At 68.2% G+C, this 17,762-nt stretch carries 19 protein-coding genes; 2 read left to right on the forward strand and 17 right to left on the reverse strand.

What is annotated here, in order from left to right:
* Nucleotides 1–2: 2 nt before the first annotated feature.
* From FBY21_RS20035 to FBY21_RS20045, 3 genes are read right to left on the reverse strand one after another with little or no spacing between them, the layout of a single operon-like run.
* Nucleotides 3–1,046, reverse strand: a complete 1,044-nt coding sequence (locus tag FBY21_RS20035) for a COX15/CtaA family protein (RefSeq protein ID WP_142013174.1) — start codon at nucleotides 1,044–1,046, stop codon at nucleotides 3–5.
* Nucleotides 1,047–1,067: 21 nt separating this feature from the next.
* Complete coding sequence (locus FBY21_RS20040) at nucleotides 1,068–1,646, reverse strand: hypothetical protein (RefSeq protein ID WP_107331452.1); 579 nt, start codon at nucleotides 1,644–1,646, stop codon at nucleotides 1,068–1,070.
* Nucleotides 1,621–2,391 (reverse strand): SURF1 family protein, encoded by a 771-nt coding sequence (locus FBY21_RS20045; RefSeq protein WP_253543757.1) that lies wholly within the window; start codon nucleotides 2,389–2,391, stop codon nucleotides 1,621–1,623. Before FBY21_RS20045 ends, FBY21_RS20040 begins: the two co-directional genes overlap by 26 nt.
* Nucleotides 2,392–2,422: 31 nt before the next feature.
* Between FBY21_RS20045 and FBY21_RS20050 the strand changes: the two genes are divergently transcribed.
* Entirely contained in the window at nucleotides 2,423–2,626 is a 204-nt protein-coding gene (locus FBY21_RS20050) for a twin transmembrane helix small protein (RefSeq protein ID WP_044410219.1), read from the forward strand.
* 14 nt (nucleotides 2,627–2,640) lie between these two features.
* On the opposite strand, the gene FBY21_RS20055 is transcribed toward FBY21_RS20050, so the two are convergent.
* Genes FBY21_RS20055 through coxB form a run of 4 tightly spaced genes read right to left on the reverse strand, consistent with a single transcriptional unit; the run spans nucleotide 2,641 to nucleotide 6,831 of the window.
* Entirely contained in the window at nucleotides 2,641–3,528 is an 888-nt protein-coding gene (locus FBY21_RS20055) for a cytochrome c oxidase subunit 3 (RefSeq protein WP_142013179.1), read from the reverse strand.
* Between the two features lie 22 nt (nucleotides 3,529–3,550).
* Nucleotides 3,551–4,096: a cytochrome c oxidase assembly protein gene (locus FBY21_RS20060; RefSeq protein WP_142013181.1), complete on the reverse strand. Its 546-nt coding sequence runs from the start codon at nucleotides 4,094–4,096 to the stop codon at nucleotides 3,551–3,553.
* A 1-nt stretch (nucleotide 4,097) separates the two neighbouring features.
* Nucleotides 4,098–5,702 carry a cytochrome c oxidase subunit I gene (ctaD, locus tag FBY21_RS20065; RefSeq protein ID WP_142013184.1) on the reverse strand — a complete coding sequence of 535 codons (1,605 nt, stop codon included), beginning with the start codon at nucleotides 5,700–5,702 and terminating at the stop codon, nucleotides 4,098–4,100.
* A 1-nt stretch (nucleotide 5,703) separates the two neighbouring features.
* Complete coding sequence (coxB, locus tag FBY21_RS20070; protein ID WP_142013186.1) at nucleotides 5,704–6,831, reverse strand: cytochrome c oxidase subunit II; 1,128 nt, start codon at nucleotides 6,829–6,831, stop codon at nucleotides 5,704–5,706.
* Nucleotides 6,832–7,201: 370 nt separating this feature from the next.
* Between coxB and FBY21_RS20075 the strand changes: the two genes are divergently transcribed.
* Nucleotides 7,202–7,861: a hypothetical protein gene (locus tag FBY21_RS20075; protein WP_142013189.1), complete on the forward strand. Its 660-nt coding sequence runs from the start codon at nucleotides 7,202–7,204 to the stop codon at nucleotides 7,859–7,861.
* A 3-nt stretch (nucleotides 7,862–7,864) separates the two neighbouring features.
* On the opposite strand, the gene FBY21_RS20080 is transcribed toward FBY21_RS20075, so the two are convergent.
* The 10 genes from FBY21_RS20080 to prlC all read right to left on the reverse strand — a co-directional run bounded on the left by FBY21_RS20080 (nucleotide 7,865) and on the right by prlC (nucleotide 17,743).
* Nucleotides 7,865–9,394 carry a SulP family inorganic anion transporter gene (locus tag FBY21_RS20080; RefSeq protein WP_142013191.1) on the reverse strand — a complete coding sequence of 510 codons (1,530 nt, stop codon included), beginning with the start codon at nucleotides 9,392–9,394 and terminating at the stop codon, nucleotides 7,865–7,867.
* A gap of 66 nt (nucleotides 9,395–9,460) precedes the next feature.
* Nucleotides 9,461–10,192 (reverse strand): carbonic anhydrase, encoded by a 732-nt coding sequence (locus FBY21_RS20085; RefSeq protein WP_142013194.1) that lies wholly within the window; start codon nucleotides 10,190–10,192, stop codon nucleotides 9,461–9,463.
* Nucleotides 10,193–10,482: 290 nt separating this feature from the next.
* Complete coding sequence (locus tag FBY21_RS20090) at nucleotides 10,483–11,187, reverse strand: carbonic anhydrase (protein WP_044410202.1); 705 nt, start codon at nucleotides 11,185–11,187, stop codon at nucleotides 10,483–10,485.
* A gap of 147 nt (nucleotides 11,188–11,334) precedes the next feature.
* A complete protein-coding gene (locus tag FBY21_RS20095; RefSeq protein WP_044410199.1) occupies nucleotides 11,335–12,393 on the reverse strand; it encodes a PA0069 family radical SAM protein in 1,059 nt (352 codons plus the stop codon).
* A gap of 82 nt (nucleotides 12,394–12,475) precedes the next feature.
* On the reverse strand, nucleotides 12,476–12,988 hold the full coding sequence (locus tag FBY21_RS20100; protein ID WP_142013197.1) for a hypothetical protein: 513 nt from the start codon (nucleotides 12,986–12,988) through the stop codon (nucleotides 12,476–12,478).
* Nucleotides 12,985–13,809, reverse strand: coding sequence for a hypothetical protein (locus FBY21_RS20105; protein ID WP_074969907.1), 825 nt, complete (start codon nucleotides 13,807–13,809; stop codon nucleotides 12,985–12,987). Before FBY21_RS20105 ends, FBY21_RS20100 begins: the two co-directional genes overlap by 4 nt.
* 130 nt (nucleotides 13,810–13,939) lie before the next feature.
* Complete coding sequence (locus FBY21_RS20110; RefSeq protein ID WP_107329947.1) at nucleotides 13,940–14,581, reverse strand: Vat family streptogramin A O-acetyltransferase; 642 nt, start codon at nucleotides 14,579–14,581, stop codon at nucleotides 13,940–13,942.
* Between the two features lie 45 nt (nucleotides 14,582–14,626).
* The gene (locus FBY21_RS20115) at nucleotides 14,627–15,409 is read right to left on the reverse strand and encodes a DUF1835 domain-containing protein (protein ID WP_142013200.1); all 783 of its coding nucleotides are present in this window, start codon (nucleotides 15,407–15,409) and stop codon (nucleotides 14,627–14,629) included.
* Nucleotides 15,410–15,431: 22 nt separating this feature from the next.
* Nucleotides 15,432–15,698, reverse strand: coding sequence for a YheV family putative zinc ribbon protein (locus FBY21_RS20120; RefSeq protein WP_044410189.1), 267 nt, complete (start codon nucleotides 15,696–15,698; stop codon nucleotides 15,432–15,434).
* Complete coding sequence (gene prlC, locus FBY21_RS20125; protein ID WP_142013202.1) at nucleotides 15,695–17,743, reverse strand: oligopeptidase A; 2,049 nt, start codon at nucleotides 17,741–17,743, stop codon at nucleotides 15,695–15,697. Before prlC ends, FBY21_RS20120 begins: the two co-directional genes overlap by 4 nt.
* Nucleotides 17,744–17,762 lie beyond the last annotated feature (19 nt).

Below are 17,762 nucleotides of genomic sequence, written 5' to 3' on the forward strand. Positions count from 1 at the left end.
CGTCAGGCGGGCTTGCCGGCAGGCAGGCGCAGGGCGGGGTCGCCCGGTTCGATTGCCAGGGCTGGGGCGCGCACGCGGTAGTTCACCAGCACCAGGGTCAGCAGCAGCAGGGCGCCGCCGCCGTTGTGGGCCACGGCCACCGGCAGCGGCAGGTGGAAGAGCACGTTGCTGATGCCCAGCCCCACCTGCAGCGCCAGCACCGCCAGGAGCAGCCCGGCGAGGCGCCCGAGGCCTTCGCCGCGCAGGCGCCAGGCCAGCGCCAGCAGGGTCAGGGTCACCACCAGGGCGCCAAGGCGGTGGGTCATGTGGATGGCGGTGCGGGCGTCGCTGTCCAGCTGGCCGCCCAGGTAGTTGGGGCCGATGTGCTGGGTGAGGTGGAAGCCGTTGGCGAAGTCCATCGCCGGCCACCACTGGCCGTGGCAGGTGGGCAGGTCGACGCAGGCCACCGCCGCGTAGTTGGAGCTGACCCAGCCGCCCAGGGCGATCTGCCCGATCACCAGGGCCAGGGCCGCTGCCGCCAGCCGCCGCAGGCCCGCCGGCAGGCCGAGCGCCGGCAGCGCACCGGAGAGGCGCAGGCTGAGCAGGAACAGCAGGGCCAGGGTGGTGAAGCCGCCGAGCAGGTGGGCGGTGACCACCTGGGGCCAGAGCTTGAGGGTGACCGTCCACATGCCGAAGGCGGCCTGGGTGATGACCACGCCGAGCAGCACCAGCGGCAGGCGCAGGGGCTGGCCGTCACGCCCGCGCCGCACCAGGGCGTGCACCGCAAGGCCGAGGATGGCCAGGCCGAGGGTGCCGGCGAAGTAGCGGTGGATCATTTCGTTCCAGCCCTTCTGCGCCTCCACCGGGGCTTCGGGGAAGTGGCGCTCGGCGTGGGCCAGCTGGGCGTCGGTCTGCGGTACGCCGATGAAGCCGTAGCAGCCCGGCCAGTCGGGGCAGCCGAGGCCGGCGTGGGTGAGCCGGGTGTAGGCGCCGAGCAGCACCACCACCAGGGCCAGTACCGTGGCGACGGCGGCGAGGGGGAAACCGGGTCGGGAGGTGCGGGGCATGGCAGTCTCCTGCGGGCCGGGTCAGCCGATGTTGGACAGCTTCAGCAGGTGGCGCAGGTCGTCGAGCACGCGCTTGCCGGGTACCTGGCCGTCGTAGCGCAGCACCAGGTTGCCGTGGGGGTCGACGATCCACAGCTGCGGGACGCTGCCGCCGCTGGCCTTGCTGTAGGTGGCCGGATCCAGGCCGTAGCGGGCCAGGCGCGGGTAGTCGCGCTCCAGGGTCTGGCGGAAGGCTTCGTCGAGGCTGCCACTCAGGGCCAGGGCGTGGTCGGCGCGATTGGCTTCGCGGCCCAGGCCGATGTTGATCTGCCGGGCGAGGTAGACCAGCTGCTGGCAGTCGGCGGCGCAGCCGGCCGGGGCGGTCACCAGCAACTGCCAGCGCTCGGGGGCGGCGGCGCCCTGCACGCCGAGGTCTTCGCGCTGCTGGCCGTTGCCGATCAGCGTGCCGTGGTAGCTGCGCCCGTCAGGCACCCAGAAGCGCAGGTGGTACATGGCCGAGGCCAGCACCATGGGGCCGATCACCACGGCGAGGATCAGCAGCAGTTGCAGGCGCCCGCGGGCGCGGCGCGGGCGTTCAGGCAGAGCGAGGGCTGGCGTCATCAGGAAGCTCCCGTGCTTGGCGGATGCCGAGGTAGAGGTACAAGGCGCAGAGGGCGACGGCCATGGCGAACCATTGCACGGCGTAGCCCAGGTGGCGTTCGGGGCCCATGGCCACCACCGGCCAGTCGGTGTCGTAGGCAGCGCTGCCGGGCTCCAGGCGCAGTTCCAGGGGCAGGCCGCCACGGCCGAGGCGCTGCCAGAGCGCGGTGGCGTCCACCTGGTTGATCAGCTGCGGCCAGTCGCGGCTCTCCACGTGGCGCAGTTCGACGCTGGCGCCGGGCGGGAGGTAGGCCCAGGCATCGAGCACCTGGGCGGCGGCGGGGGTGTCGAAGGTCGGCGGGGTGCGGCGGTCGGGCCAGGGCAGCCAGCCCCGGTTGACCAGCACCCAGAGCCCGCTGGCGGGGTCGTAGAAGGGTTGCAGCAGTTCGACGCCGGGGCGGCCGTTGCGGATGCGGTTGTCCAGCAGGAGGCTGTGCTGGGCGTCGAAGCGACCCTGCAGGCGCACCCGCATGAAGGCGGGTTCGGGCTGGCGCTCCAGCTCCAGCACGCTCACCGGGTCGGCCTGCCGGCGGGCTTCGTAGCCGGCCAGCAGCTGGCGCTTCTCCTCGGCGCGGCCGAGCTGCCAGAGGCCCAGGCCGACCAGCAAAGGCAGCAGCAGGAGCACCGCCAGGGTGGGCACCCAGCCGGGTCGGAAGCGCCGGGCCCGGGGTCGCCGGGTGCCCGGGTAGGGCTGGCTATACTGCACGACGTCCCCCTTCTGTCGACGGAGTCGCCCCATGCTCAAGGCGCTCATCCTGGTGTTGCTGCTGGCCATGGTGGCCAGCCTGTTCAGCGGGCTGTTCTTCCTGGTCAAGGACGCCGGCAAGGGCCCCCGCCTGGTGAACGCCCTGACCCTCCGTGTGGTGCTGGCCGCGTCGATCCTGGCGCTGGTGGCCTGGGGCTTCTACAGCGGCCAGCTGGTGTCCCACGCCACCTGGTAATGCCTGCGGGCGGTTCAGAGCACGTAGACGAAGATGAACAGCCCCACCCAGACCACATCCACGAAGTGCCAGTACCAGCTGGCGGCTTCGAAGCCGAAGTGGTGTTCGGCGTCGAAGTGGCCGCGCAGGATGCGCACCAGCATCACGGTGAGGATCAGGGTGCCCATGGTCACGTGGGCGCCGTGGAAGCCGGTGAGCATGAAGAAGGTGGCGCCGTAGATGCCGGAGCCGAGGGTCAGGCCCAGCTCGTGGTAGGCGTGCACGTATTCCTCGGCCTGCAGGGCGAGGAAGCTGGCGCCGAGCAGGATGGTCAGGGCCAGCCAGATCTTCAGTAGCTTGCGGTTGTTCTTCTTCAGCGCGTGGTGGGCGAAGGTGACGGTGAAGCTGGAGGACACCAGCAGGATGGTGTTGATCAGCGGCAGGTGCCACGGGTCGATCACCGCCTTGGGTCCGGGGAACAGCTTGGGATCGGGGGTGTTCAGCAGCGGCCAGGTGTACTGGAAGTTCGGCCAGAGCATGTTGGCCACGCCCTTGGCCCCCTCACCGCCCAGCCAGGGACCGGCCCACATGCGGACGTAGAACAGGGCCCCGAAGAAGGCGGCGAAGAACATCACCTCGGAGAAGATGAACCAGCTCATGCCCCAGCGGAACGAGCGGTCCATCTGCGAACTGTAGAGCCCGCCGCGGCTTTCCTTGATCACCGCGCCGAACCAGCCGAACAGCATGTAGGCCAGGCACAGGGCGCCGATGAAGAAGATCAGCGGGCCATTGGACTCGGGCCGCGCGGCCTTGAGGTCGTTGAACCAGGTGCCCAGTCCGTAGACGGTGATGAGCATGCCCAGGGTGGCGATGATCGGCCACTTGCTCTGGGCGGGGACGTAGTACTGCTCGTGGCTAGCCATCGTGTCGTTCTCCTTGCGCGCCTCAGTTCTTGGCGACTGGCGGCTTGCGGGCGGTGATGTCGAACAGCGTGTAGGCGAGGGTCAGGTGGTGCACGTCCGCCGGCAGGTCGCGGTCGACGATGAAGCGCACCGGCATCTCGATGCGTTCGCCCGGCTGCAGCACCTGCTGGGTGAAGCAGAAGCACTCGGTCTTGTGGAAATAGGCGGCGGCCTTGGACGGCGAGATGCTGGGGATCGCCTGGGCGGTCATGGGCTTGTCGGTGGTGTTGTGGGCGATGAACAGCATTTCGTTGCTGGCCCCCGGGTGCACCACCAGGTCGTCCGCCTTGGAGCGGAACTCCCAGGTCATGTCCGCCGCGTTGGTGGCGAGGAACTGCACCCGCACCTGGCGCTGGGCGTCCTGCACCTGGCTGCCTTCGTAGGCGCTGGTGTTGGTCTTGCCGTTGATGCCGAAGGCGACGCACATGACGTCGTAGATCGGCACCAGGGCGAAACCGAAGCCGAACATCGCCACCACCAGCACCAGCAGGCGCAGGATCAGGCGGCGGGTTCCCAGCTCGCCGTCCATGTCACTTCACCTCGGGCGGGGTGCTGAAGGTGTGGTACGGCGCCGGCGAGGGCACGCTCCATTCCAGGCCCTCGGCACCGTCCCAGGGCTTGGCCGGGGCGGGTTTGCCGCCACGGATGCACTTGATGACGATGAACAGGAACAGCAGCTGGGTGGCGCCGAAGGTGAAGGCGCCGATGGAGGAGATCATGTTGAAGTCGGCGAACTGCAGGTTGTAGTCCGGGATGCGCCGGGGCATGCCGGCCAACCCCACGAAGTGCATGGGGAAGAAGGCGAGGTTCATGCCGATGAAGCTCATCCAGAAATGCAGCTTGCCGAGGGTCTCGTCGTACATGTGGCCGGTCCACTTGGGCAGCCAGTAGTAGGCCGAGGCGAAGATGCCGAAGATGGCGCCGGGCACCAGCACGTAGTGGAAGTGGGCCACCACGAAGTAGGTGTCGTGGTACTGGAAGTCCGCCGGGGCGATGGCCAGCATCAGCCCGGAGAAGCCGCCGATGGTGAAGAGGATGACGAAGGCCACGGCGAACAGCATCGGTGTCTCGAAGGTCAGCGAGCCCTGCCACATGGTGGTGGCCCAGTTGAACACCTTCACCCCGGTGGGCACGGCGATCAGCATGGTGGCGTACATGAAGAACAGCTCGCCGGTGAGCGGGATGCCCACCACGAACATGTGGTGCGCCCAGACGATGAAGGAGAGGAAGGCGATGGAGGCGGTGGCGTAGACCATCGAGGTGTAGCCGAACAGCGGCTTGCGCGAGAAGGCCGGGATGATCGAGCTGACCGCGCCGAAGGCGGGCAGGATCATGATGTACACCTCGGGGTGGCCGAAGAACCAGAACACGTGCTGGAACAGCACCGGGTCGCCACCGCCGGCGGCGCTGAAGAAGCTGGTGCCGAAGTGGATGTCCATCAGCATCATGGTCACGCAGCCCGCCAGTACCGGCATCACCGCGATCAGCAGGAAGGCGGTGATCAGCCAGGTCCAGACGAACAGCGGCATCTTCATCAGGGTCATGCCCGGGGCACGCAGGTTGAGGATGGTGGCGATCACGTTGATCGCCCCCATGATCGAGCTGATGCCCATCAGGTGGATGGCGAAGATGAAGAAGGTGACGCTCTCCGGCGCGTAGGTGGTGGACAGCGGGGCGTAGAAGGTCCAGCCGAAGTTGGGCCCGCCGCCGGCGCTGAACAGGGTGCTGATGAGCAGGCCGAAGGCCGCCGGCAGCAGCCAGAAGCTGAAGTTGTTCATGCGCGGCAGGGCCATGTCCGGCGCGCCGATCATCAGCGGGATCATCCAGTTGGCTAGGCCGACGAAGGCCGGCATCACCGCGCCGAAGACCATGATCAGGCCGTGCATGGTGGTCATCTGGTTGAAGAAGGCCGGCTCGACGATCTGCAGGCCGGGCTGGAACAGCTCGGCGCGGATCACCATGGCCATGGAGCCACCCACCAGGAACATGGTGAAGGCGAACCACAGGTACATGGTGCCGATGTCCTTGTGGTTGGTGGTGAGCACCCAGCGCATCAGGCCCTTGGCCGGGCCGTGGTGGTGATCATGCCCGGCATGATCGTGACCAGTGTGGTCCGGATCGATCACTGCACTCATGTCATTTCTCCTCGGCTTGTTTGAGGGCCAGGACTTCCTTGGGCGTGACCATGTCGCCCTTGGCGTTGCCCCAGGCATTGCGCTCGTAGGTGATCACGGCGGCGATGTCGACCTCCGACAGCTGCTTGCCGAAGGCGGCCATGGCGGTGCCGGGCTTGCCGTGGAAGACGATGTCGAGGTGGCCTTCCTTCGGCCCGGTGGCGATCTTCGAGCCCTTCAGCGCCGGGAACATGGGCGGCATGCCTTGCCCTTCGGGCTGATGACAGGCGGCGCAGGTGGTGTGGTAGACCTTGTCGCCACGGGCCACCAGTTCGTCGAGGGTCCAGTCCTTCTCGGTCAGTTCCTTGACCTTGGCCACCTCGGCCTTGCGCTCGTCGAGCCACTTGGCGAAGTCCTCGCGGGACTTGGCCTCGACCACGATGGGCATGAAGCCGTGGTCCTTGCCGCACAGCTCGGCGCACTGGCCGCGGTAGAGGCCGGGCTTCTCGATGCGGGTCCAGGCCTCGTTGACGAAGCCGGGGATGGCGTCGCGCTTGACCGCCAGCGCCGGCACCCACCAGGAGTGGATCACGTCGGCGGCGGTGATCAGGAAGCGCACCTTGGTGCCCACCGGGATCACCAGCGGCTCGTCCACCTCCAAGAGGTAGTGCTCGCCCTTGTCGGCCTTGTTGTGGATCTGGTCGGCGGGCGTGGCCAGGTTGCTGAAGAACTCCACGTCCTGGCCCAGGTACTTGTAGTTCCACTTCCACTGGTAGCCGGTGATCTGGATGTCCAGCTCCGACTCGGAGGTGTCGTAGATGTTGATCAGGGTGCGGGTGGCCGGCACCGCCATCGCCACCAGGATCACGAAGGGCACGACGGTCCAGAGGATCTCCACCGTGGTGCTTTCGTGGAAGTGGGACGGTTCCTGGCCGGTGGAGCGCCGGTGGACGAGCATCGACCAGAACATCACGCCGAAGACGACCACGCCGATCACGACGCAGATCCAGAAGATCGTCATGTGCAGGTCGAATACGGTCTGACTGACTTCAGTGGCGCCGGGCGTCATGTTGACCGTCCAGGCCGCCTGGACCGGGGTCAACGTCAACCACAGCAGGAATCCCATCCAGGCACGCGGATGTCGCATCATTGCGGGTTCCCCTTATCGTTCTTGTTCTTCCCGCCGGCTGGGCCAGCGGCTGGGGGACGGTCGTCAATACGGCTGACTTTAACGGCCGACCTCTAGCACGTGGTGCACAGTCGGGTGTCATCAGGTAACGCCTTCGGGTCGGAGTATAGACAGGGGGTCCGACCTGGCAATTCGCGGGGAAATTTATCCTGTGCGGAACGTTCCCAGCGCCGCAGGCCGCGCCGGACGTGGCTTCGCTGGTAAAGTAAATGGGACCCGTTATCGCTTGGATGCATAAGCGTTACGCGATTATGACAATCCGGTCTTAGCCGCCGGCCACGGCAGGCTAAGGTCTGTTCTTCCCATCCCATGTCCTGAATCAGGAGCAGTCATGAACACCCTCGCCCTGCGCGAACTGATCCGCCAGGCCCACGCCCAGGAAGCCGTCCACGGCCACCTGGCGCGCCTGCTCGATGCCCAGCTGTCCCGCCTGCACCCGGCCATCCGCCTGCCTGGCGACGATGCCCACGGGGTGCTCTCGCGCTTCGTCGCGGCCTACATCGACCAGGTGCCGGACGTGCTCGACGCCGCCGCCAGCGTCGCGGCCGAAGCCGGTATCGAGGCGGAGGTGAAGCCGGTGCTGAAGGTGGCCGAGCACTTCTTCCTGCAGCCGCCCAGCGTGGTGCACGGGCACGAGGGGCTGGACGGCCTGCTGGACGAGGCCTACCTGGCCCATCGCCTGGTGGAGGAGGTGAACGACCGCTACATCGCCCACCTGGGCGAGCCGCTGATCCCGCTGGACACCACGGTGGCCAACCTGATCGCCCACCAGCTCATCGGCGAGCCCTTCGCCAACCAGCTGGACGAGGCCGTCCACCTGGCGGTGGACGGCATGCTGGACCCAGGCGTGTTCCAGCGCGAGTCGGTGCAGCAGTACCGCGCGCGGCGGCACGACCCGAAGGTGGAGGCGGCGTGGAAGCGCTGGCCCTGCCTGTCGCGCCAGCTCGGCGTCGAACTGCAGCTGGACCCGGCGCCCTGCGCCACCGCCTGACCCTCAGACCGTCCGCCCCCGCAGGCTCAGCCGTCGCCCCTCCAGGCGCCGGTTGAGCCCGCGCGTCTCGATGCACAGCTCGCCACCCTGGCGCTCGGCGTTGCGGCCCCAGTCCTGCAGCAGCTCCATGCAGGCGTGGTCGATGTAGCTGAGCCGGTCCAGCGGTACGTGCAGCCGGACGCTCGGTGCCACGCCCTCCAGGGTCGCGGCCAGCTGCGGCACCCGCAGGAAGGTGGCTGCGCCCACCAGGCGCAGCTCCGCCTCGTTCGGGCCGATGGGCGCCAGGACGATCTTCAGCCGCGAGGCCTTCCAGGCCAGCTTGGCCAGGGTCAAACCGAAGCCGATCAGCACCCCGGTGAGCAGGTCGAAGGCGACGATGCCCAGCGCCGTGGCGGCATGGATCGCCAACGGTGCGCGCCCGTAGCGGCCGAGGCCGCGCAGGCTCTTGAGGTCCACCAGCTTGATGCCCGTGTAGACCAGCACACCGGCCAGGCTGGCGATGGGGATCTGCTGCAGCAGGCCCGGCAGCAGCGCCACCAGGGCCAGCAGCCAGGCGCCGTGCAGCACCGCCGAGAGGCGGGTCCGCGCGCCGGCCTGGACGTTGGCCGAGCTGCGCACGATCACCCCGGTCATCGGCAGCGCGCCGAGCACCCCGCACAGCAGGTTGCCGACGCCCTGGGCCGACAGCTCGCGGTCCAGGTCGGAGCGCGGGCCGCTGTGCATGCGGTCCACGGCAGCGGCGGAGAGCAGCGTCTCGGCACTGGCGACGAAGGCCAGCACCAGCGCCGCCAGCAGCAGCTGAGGATCGGCCAGGCGCAGCAGGTCCGCCGGCTGCAGCCAGTCGATGGCCTCGCCGAGGGTGGCCGGCACCTGCACGCGGTTCACCTGCAGGTCGAGCCCGCTGGCCGCCAGGGTGGCCAGGCCGACGCCGATCAGCGCGCCGGGCAGGAAGCGCAGCGCGCCCGGCCGCCAGCGTTCCCAGGCCAGCATCACCAGGATGGTGCCGAGCCCCAGCAGGGCGGCATCGAGGTCGCCGCCGGGGCCGAACTGGCGGGCCGCCTCCAGCAACGTGGCGGGGAAGGCCAGCAGGTTGTCCAGGCCGGAGGCCTGGGGGCTGGCGTCGAACATCACGTGGACCTGGGACAGCACGATGAGGATGCCGATGCCGGCCAGCATGCCCTGCACCACCGCCGGGGCGGTGACGCGGAACCAGCAGCCCAAGCGCAAGCGGCCGGCCAGCAGTTGCAGGGCGCCGGCCAGCACCAGGATCGGCCCGAGCATGGCCACGCCGTGCTCGCGCACCAGTTCGAAGACCAGCACGGCGAGCCCGGCCGCCGGACCGCTGACCTGCAGCGGCGAGCCGGCCAGCCAGCCCACCACCAGGCCGCCGATGATGCCGGTGACCAGGCCCTTGGCCGGCGGCATGCCGGAGGCGATGGCGATGCCCATGCACAGCGGCAGGGCAACGAGGAAGACCACCACCGAGGCGAGCGCCTCCCGTGGCAACGTGTTCTTGAGTTCAGCAAGGCGCATGGCGAATTCTCCTGAGCGCAGCAAGGGGCACGGCAGCCCAGCGGGTGCCGTGGCAAGGGGCGGGCGTCAGGACGCCAGGTAGCGGGGACGCGGGGTGGCCATGCTCGCGCTGGCCTCCTCCAGCGGGCGGAAGCCGCCCGTCTCGGCGTCGTAGGCGCGGATGGCAGCGGTCTCGATGTCGTAGACCCAGCCATGGATGTACAGCTGGCCGGCCGCCAGGCGGGCGGCGACGGCGGGGTGGGTGCGCAGGTGGTCCAGTTGGGCCACCACGTTCTCCTCGGTGAGCACGCCGAGGGTGTCGTGGGCAGCGCAGGTGCAGTTGCGCTCCACCAGGCTGCGGGCCACCTCGGCATGGCGCAGCCAGGCGCGCACGGTAGGCATGGGGCCGAGGGTCTCGGGGGCCAGCACCGCCTTCATGGCGCCGCAGTCCGAATGGCCGCAGACGATGATGTGCTGCACACCCAGGGCCAGCACGGCGTACTCGATGGCGGTGGAGACGCCGCCATTCATCTGCCCGTAGGCCGGCACCAGGTTGCCGACGTTGCGGGTGACGAACAGGTCGCCGGGGGCGCTCTGGGTGATCAGCTCGGGGGCGACGCGGGAGTCGGCGCAGGTGATGAACAAGGTGCGCGGTGCCTGGCTGCGGGCCAGGCGCTGGAACAGAGCCCGCTGCTCGGGGAATACCTGCTCGCGGAAGCGCCGGCAGCCGTCAACCAGCGCGGCGAAGGTGGCCTCGGCGGGGTGGCCGCCGAGGCCGGCAGACTGCCCGGGTCGAATGCGGTGAATGTCCTGTTTCATGGGTCCTCCTGAAGGTCGGATGGGCGTCATGCCCCGGTGGGCTCCGCACGGGTTGGCGGAGGGCGCTTCAACTAGGCGGTCGAAGCCCCTACAGACCTTAAACACGAGCCTTAACTCAACCTGAATAAACCGCTCTGGCATGCGGCTTACAGACGAGCGGACGATGGCACGCCGCCAGCGTCGGCCAAGAGCGCAACGCGCCGGGAGGGGTGCGAAACGGAGGGGAACAGCGGGGACGGGAAGAGGGAGGAGACCCGCAGGGCCCCGGCCACAGCCGGGGCGCCGGGGGCTTACAGGTAGCGGGCGCGGGGCGTGGCCATCGGCAGCGGGCCGTCGCCGATGGTGCGGAAACGGCCGCTCTCGGCGTCGTAGGCGCGGATGGCGGCGGTCTCGATGTCGTAGACCCAGCCGTGGATGAACAGCTGCCCGCTGGCCAGGCGTGCGGCCACCGAGGGATGGGTGCGCAGGTGGTCCAGCTGGGCCACCACGTTCTCCTCGGTCAGCACGCCCAGGGTCTCGTGGTTGGCGCAGCCGCAGTTCTCGGCGACCACGGTGCGGGCCACTTCGGCGTGGCGTAGCCAGGCCTTGACGGTGGGCATGCGCTCCAGCTGCTCGGGGTTGAGCACCGCCTTCATCGCGCCGCAGTCGGAGTGGCCGCAGATGATGATGTGGTGCACGCCGAGGGCCATGACGGCGAACTCGATGGCGGTGGAGACGCCGCCGTTCATCTGGCCGTAGGGCGGCACCACGTTGCCGACGTTGCGGGTGACGAACAGGTCGCCCGGCGAGCTCTGGGTGATCAGCTCCGGGACGATGCGCGAGTCGGCGCAGGTGATGAACATGGCGCGGGGTTTCTGCTCATGGGCCAGGCGCTTGAACAGCTCTTCCTGCTCCGGATAGACCTGGTCGCGGAAACGCTGGAAACCTTCGACGATGTTGCGCAGCGCTTCTTCGGCGCTTTCCTGGGGTTGCGGGGTATCGTGCTCGTCGCTCATGCCGACCTCGTTCGCCTTGGACTCTGTAGGGGTAAGTGGGATTACTTTACCGATACGGTCGGATTTATCCGACCCCCTACAGGACACCGTTCGGCGCGTTGCGGTCACACACCGGGCGCGTAAAACCCGTGCCGTTCATCCCATCGCTCACAGCAGGGCCATCTGCCCGCCGGGCGGGCAGAAGCGCGAGCAGTCCAGCGCCACGTCACCGCGCTTCTCCAGCCCCAGGCGACGCATGGCCACGGCGAAGCGCTGGGCCAGCAACGCGGCAAAGGCGCCTTCGCCGGTGAAGCGCTTGCCGAAGCGGCTGTCGTACACCTCGCCGCCCCGGCACTGGCGGATGATGCTCATCACGTGGGCCGCGCGTTGCGGGTAGTGGGCCTGGAGCCATTCCTCGAACAGTGGCGCCACCTCCCGGGGCAGGCGCACCAGCATGTAGGAGGCGCTGCGTGCGCCGGCATCGCGGGCCGCCTCCAGCAGGCTCTCCAGTTCGCTGTCGTTGATCATCGGGATCATCGGCGAGCACAGCACGCCCACCGGTACGCGGTTCTCGCGCAGCACGCGAATCGCCCGCAGCCGCGCGGAGGGCGCCGCTGCGCGCGGTTCGAGGATGCGCTTGAGCTCATCGTCGAGGGTGGTGAGGCTGATCATCACCTTCACCAGGCGCTGCTCGGCCAGCTGGGTCAGCAGGTCGAGGTCACGCAGCAGCAGCGAGCCCTTGGTGACGATGGTCAGCGGATGGCGGTAGCGCAGCAGCACCTCCAGCACCTGGCGGGTGATGCGGTGCTCGCGCTCGATGGGCTGGTAGGGGTCGGTGTTGGCCCCCAGGGCGATGGGCGCGCACTGGTAGCCGGGCTTGCTCAGCTGCTGCTCCAGCAGGGCGGCGGCGTTGGTCTTGGCGATCAGCCGGGTCTCGAAGTCGATGCCGGGGGACAGGTCCCAATAGGCGTGGCTGGGCCGCGCGTAGCAGTAGATGCAGCCGTGCTCGCAGCCACGGTAGGGGTTGATGGAGCGGTCGAAGGGCAGGTCCGGCGACTGGTTGCGGGCGATGATGCTCTTGGCCGTCTCGATGCGTACCTCGGTGGCGCGGGTCGGCGGCACTTCCTGGTACCAGCCGTCGTCCTCGGCCACCGAGAGGGTCGGGGCGAAGCGGTTGTAGGGGTTGCTGCCGGTTCCCCGACCACGGGGCGGGAGGGTGACGGACATGGCGGGGCGCTCCGAAAATACTGTATGCATGAACAGTATATTCAGACAGCGCCATGCGCCAGACGGTTTTCGTCGGAAAGCCCTACTCGTCCTCGCTCGGCGGCGTGAACGGCTCGATGAGGTACTGCCGGCCATGGGCCTTGCAGTCGGCCAGCGTGCCTTCGGCGGAGGCGCGCAGCTGCAGGAAGCTGCTGCCGAAGCGCTGCTCGTCGGTGTCCACCAGGCCGTTCTTGAGGTCCACCGAATTGGCCATGGCCATGGAGTCGGCGTACTTGAACTCATCGCCCCAGCCGGACTTGCCGCCCCAGAGGACGATGCGTTCGCCCTCCTGCCAGTGCACCGCCGCCTTGCGCGAGCCATCCGCCCATTGATAGCCGACCACGCAGAAGTGGTTGGGCCGGTCGTTGCGCTGGGCCTGCACCAGCAGGTAGCGCATGTCCTGCTCGGGGTTGGCGAAGGCCTTGTCCGCGTTGATGTCGAAGCGGGCCACCTGGTCGGTATAGATCGACGGCCCGAAGGCGCCAGCCGCGCAGGCGCCGAGCGCAACGAAAAGCAGTGTGCTGGAAAGCCATCCAGCGAGGCGTGAACTGTTCATTTCTTCGGTTTACCCGGGTTGTTGGGGTTGTCGATGAAAGCCTGCTGGAGGCTGAAGAACACTTGCCCGCCCTTATCGAGAGCCTTGACGAAGTAGCCGCCTGGATCGTTGCCAGCCGTCATCCAGGCGTAGAGCGCTGGCTTGTAGGGTTTGGCCACACTTCTGCCCGCTGCAACGTCCAGAGCGTTCTGCACATGCTGCCGCAGGAAGGCGAAGCGCAGGTCGGAGCCGTCGTTGGCCAGTTTCACGTAGCCGTCGACCTTGACCTGCTTGGAGCCGATGGCGGGGTAGTTGCCGAACCCTTCGAACTGCAGCGGGTCCTTGGCGGTGATGAACGCCGTCATGGTCTTGCCGGCGGGTTTGCCGAAGTGCTTCGGCTCGGAAAATGCCATGCGGTTCTCGATGACCTGACGCATCAGCTGCATGGAGTAGAGCGCTTCCTCCAGGCCAGCGGCATTCGGCGGCACCACCGATTCGGCCAGAAGCAGGCGGGCGAGACAGCCCTCGTCGGTCTTGCCATCGGGTAGTTGGAGCGCTTCCAGAACGTTGATGACCACATGGATGCCGGACGGCAGGTCGTCGACGGCGGAAAAGGCCTCGACCCGAACCCCTTCGCATGCACGCAGCGCCTTGATGGCAAGGGTCTGCTCGGCCTGACGGTCGTTAGCGTTCTGGGTGATTTCCAGACAGGCGTTGGCGCTCTTGATGCGGTAGTGCTTCTTGCCCGGCCCCAGGCCGTTGAGCTTCAGTCGCAACGTGTTACCAACCACGAGGTCGAGGGTGCCGACGACCGGCTTGTTGTTTCGGGTGAAGGTGGGCACTGGGGGAATCTCCTTGCGCTGTCGCTGCGTCGTGCTGCAGCTCCCTGTGCGCGGCGGCACAGCCGGGAAAACTACTCCCGGCCCCGCGTCCGGGCAAGGCGACAGCACGGCGGAAGTGACGCAGTTCGCCTCACGCCTCGCAGGCGCAGCGCTCCAGGGCATCGAGGTCGGCCGCCATGATCGCCGCCAGGTGCCGGCTGACCTTCTCCACCGGCCAGTCCCACCAGGCGATGGCCAGCAGGCGCTCCACCACCGCATCGGGGAAGCGCTGCTTCAGCGGCTCGGCCGGGTTGCCGCCGACCACTGTGTAGGGCGGCACGTCGCGGGTCACCACCGAGCGGGAGGAGATGATGGCGCCGTCGCCGATCTTCACCCCGGGCATGATCAGCGCCTCGTAGCCGATCCACACGTCGTTGCCGATCAGGGTGTCGCCCTTGTTGGGGAACTCCGACAGGTCGGGCATGTGGTGTTCCCAGCCACCGCCGAAGATCTGGAAGGGGTAGGTGGAGAAGCCGGAGAGCTTGTGGTTGGCGCCGTTCATGATGAACTTCACCCCACGGGCGATGGCGCAGAAGCGTCCGATCACCAGGCGGTCACCGATGAAGGGGAAGAGGTAGAGCACGTTGCGCTCGAAGTGCTCCGAATCCTCCGGGTCGTCGTAGTAGGTGTATTCGCCGATCTCGATCTGCGGGTTGCTCACCGTGTTGCGGATGAAGCAGACCTGGGGGAAGCCCGCCATGGGGTGCGGGTTGCGAGGGTCGGGGCCGTGCATGGCACCTCCTGTGCGCTGCGAAGGGGGGAAGGAGCGCCGCCGGGATCAGCCCGGCAGGCGACGCACCCGAAGGTTGCCGTAGCCGTTGGCGGCCGGCTCACCACCGATCTCGACCCGGCCCTGGGCGGCCAGTTCCCGCGCCCGCCAGAAGAGGAAGAAGTCGGTGGCGAAGAAACCATCGCAGCTGGCCATGACGTCGGCCATCACCCGCGCCAGCGGCTGCCAGTCGGAACTGCAGTGCTGCAGCAGATCGGCATCGATGAAGCTGAAGTCCTCGCCATGGAACACCTCCTGTCGCCAACGGCGGATGCCGGCACCTTCGGCCAGCACGCTGCGCCATTGGGTCGCCAGGTAATGGCGGCGCTCGGGCCCCACCTGCCTCGGCAGGTAGCGCTCGGCCAGGTCGGTCGGCGTGTGCATGGCCACCGCGCGGCGGTGGGTGACGCTGCTGTCGCCGCTACCGCAGGGCACTTCCCAGAACGGCAGGTCGCTGTGCTCCAGCACCGCGGCAACGCGGGCCAGCAGCAACTGCTCGGAGGCGCTGTCGCCGTGCCAGACGGTCACCCCATGGTCCTGATCGGCCAACCCGGCGAGCCACTGCGCATCCGCTCCCAGGTCACGCTCGAAGTCCGGCATCGGGTGCACGCCCTCCGGCCAGACCGCCCGCCAGAAGGCGGCGCGGCGGGCGCAGGGCGGCTGCTCGATGTCCTTCAGCGGGCCGACGGCGAGGTCGTCACGCAGCACCCGCAGCCACTCATGGGCCACGGAATCGCCGAGGACGATGCCGACGCCTTCGGCCGCGTTGTCACCGCATACCAGATGCCACATGACGCCCTCCTTGGCCTTGTCGCTACTCGCTGGATTTCTTCAGCTTGGGATTGGGGAAGAACTGCACGCTCTGCACCTTGGGGTCGGCCGGCTTGGGCTTGGCCTGGTTGACCCGGGTGCCGAGCTCCTTGGGCACCGACTGGCCCTGGGCGTTGAGGGTGTCGGCGTAGCCGCAGCCGACGCACTGGCGGTGCGGCACGCCGTCTTCGTCCCACATCTGGATCTTGTCCATCTCGCTGCAGGCGGGGCACACGGCCCCGGCGATGAAGCGCTTCGGCGTGGCGGTCATGCAGCGTCCTCCGTGAGGCCGCTGTGGCGCAGCAGGGCGTCGATGGAGGGCTCGCGACCACGGAAGTCGACGAACAGCACCATGGGCGCCTGGGAACCGCCCCGGGCGAGGATGGCGTCGCGGAAGGCACGGCCGGTGGCCGGGTTGAGCACGCCTTCTTCCTCGAACTTCGAGAAGGCGTCGGCGGAGAGCACTTCAGCCCACTTGTAGCTGTAGTAACCGGCGGCGTAACCCCCGGCGAAGATGTGCGCGAAGCTGTTGGCGAAGCGGTTGAACGCCGGTGGGCGCATCACTGCCACTTCGTCACGCACCGCTTCCAGCACGTCGAGCACGCTGCGGCCATCGCCGTGGGTGGCATGCAGTTCGAAGTCGAACAGGGAGAACTCCAGCTGGCGCACCATCATCAGGCCGGACTGGAAGTTCTTCGCCGCCAGCATCTTGTCCAGCAGGTCCTGGGGCAGGGGTTCGCCGCTCTGGTAGTGGCCGGAGATCAGCGCCAGGCCTTCCGGCTCCCAGCACCAGTTCTCCATGAACTGGCTGGGCAGCTCGACGGCGTCCCAGGCCACGCCGTTGATGCCGGAGGCGCCGGCGTGCTCGACGCGGGTGAGCAGGTGGTGCAGGCCGTGGCCGAACTCGTGGAACAGGGTGGTGACTTCGTCGTGGGTCAGCAGCGCGGGCTTGTCGCCGACGGCCGGGGTGAAGTTGCACACCAGGTTGGCCACCGGGGCGACCAGTTCGCCACGGGCGTTGCGGCGCTTGTCGCGGGCGCCGTCCATCCAGGCGCCGCCGCGCTTGTTGGCACGGGCGTAGAGGTCGAAGAAGAAGCGGCCGACGTGCTCGCCGTTCTCGCGGATCTCGAACAGGCGCACGTCCGGGTGCCAGGTGTCGAAGCCGCTGAGTTCGCGGATCTCGATGCCGTAGAGCCTCTGCACGATGGCGAACAGGCCGGTGAGCACCTTGTCGATGGGGAAGTAGGCGCGCAGGGTTTCCTGGGAAATGCTGTAGCGCTGCTCACGCAGCTTCTCGCTGAAGTAGCCGACGTCCCAGCTCTTCAGGTCGGCCACGCCACGTTCGGCGGCGAAAGCCTTGAGCTCGTCCAGGTCGCGGGCGGCGAAGGGCTTGCTGCGCTGGGCCAGGTCCCGCAGGAAGCCGAGCACCTGGGGGGTGGTCTCGGCCATCTTGGTGGCCAGGGACAGGTCGGCGAAGTGGGCGAAGCCCAGCAGGCGGGCCAGCTCCTGGCGCAGGTCGAGGATCTCGGCCATCACCGGGCCGTTGTCGTTCTGGCCGGCGTTGGGGCCCTGGTCGGAGGCACGGGTGGCGTAGGCGGTGTAGACCTCTTCGCGCAGGGCGCGGTCGTCGGCGTAGGTCATCACCGCGTAGTAGCTGGGGAATTCCAGGGTGATCAGCCAGCCGTCCAGGCCCTTGGCTTCGGCGGCCTGCTTCATCTGCGCCCTGGCCGAGTCGGTGAGGCCGGCGAGGGCGGCTTCGTCGGTGACGTGCTTGGTCCAGGCCTGGGTGGCGTCCAGCAGCTGGTTGGAGAAGCGGCTGCCCAGCTCGGAGAGCTTCATCTGGATCTCGCCGTAGCGCTGCTGCTTGTCGGTGGGCAGGTCGATGCCGGAGAGGCGGAAGTCGCGCAGGGCGTGTTCGAGGATGGTCTTCTGCGCCACGTCGAAACCGGCGGCCTCGGGGCTGGCGGCCAGGGCCTCGTAGGCCTGGAACAGGGCGCGGTTCTGGCCCATTTCGGTCCAGTACTCGGACAGCTTGGGCAGGCAGGCCTCGTAGGCGTTGCGCAGTTCGGCGCTGTTGCAGACGGCGTTAAGGTGGCTCACCGGGCTCCAGGCACGCCCCAGGCGCTCACCCAGTTCATCCAGTGCCAGCACCAGGCCCTTCCAGCTGGGGGTGCCGTCCTGCCCGGCCAGCAGCGCAGCGAGGGCGGCGCGGTTGTCGGCCAGGATCTGGTCGACGGCGGGCTCGACGTGCTCGGGCTTGATGGCGGAATAGGGGGGCAGGTCGAAATCTTGCAGGAGGGGATTGCTGGAACTCACGGCATTCACCTGTAGCGTC

The sequence above is a fragment of the Pseudomonas sp. SLBN-26 genome, assembly GCF_006715895.1.
Classification (GTDB): Bacteria; Pseudomonadota; Gammaproteobacteria; order Pseudomonadales; family Pseudomonadaceae; genus Metapseudomonas; species Metapseudomonas otitidis.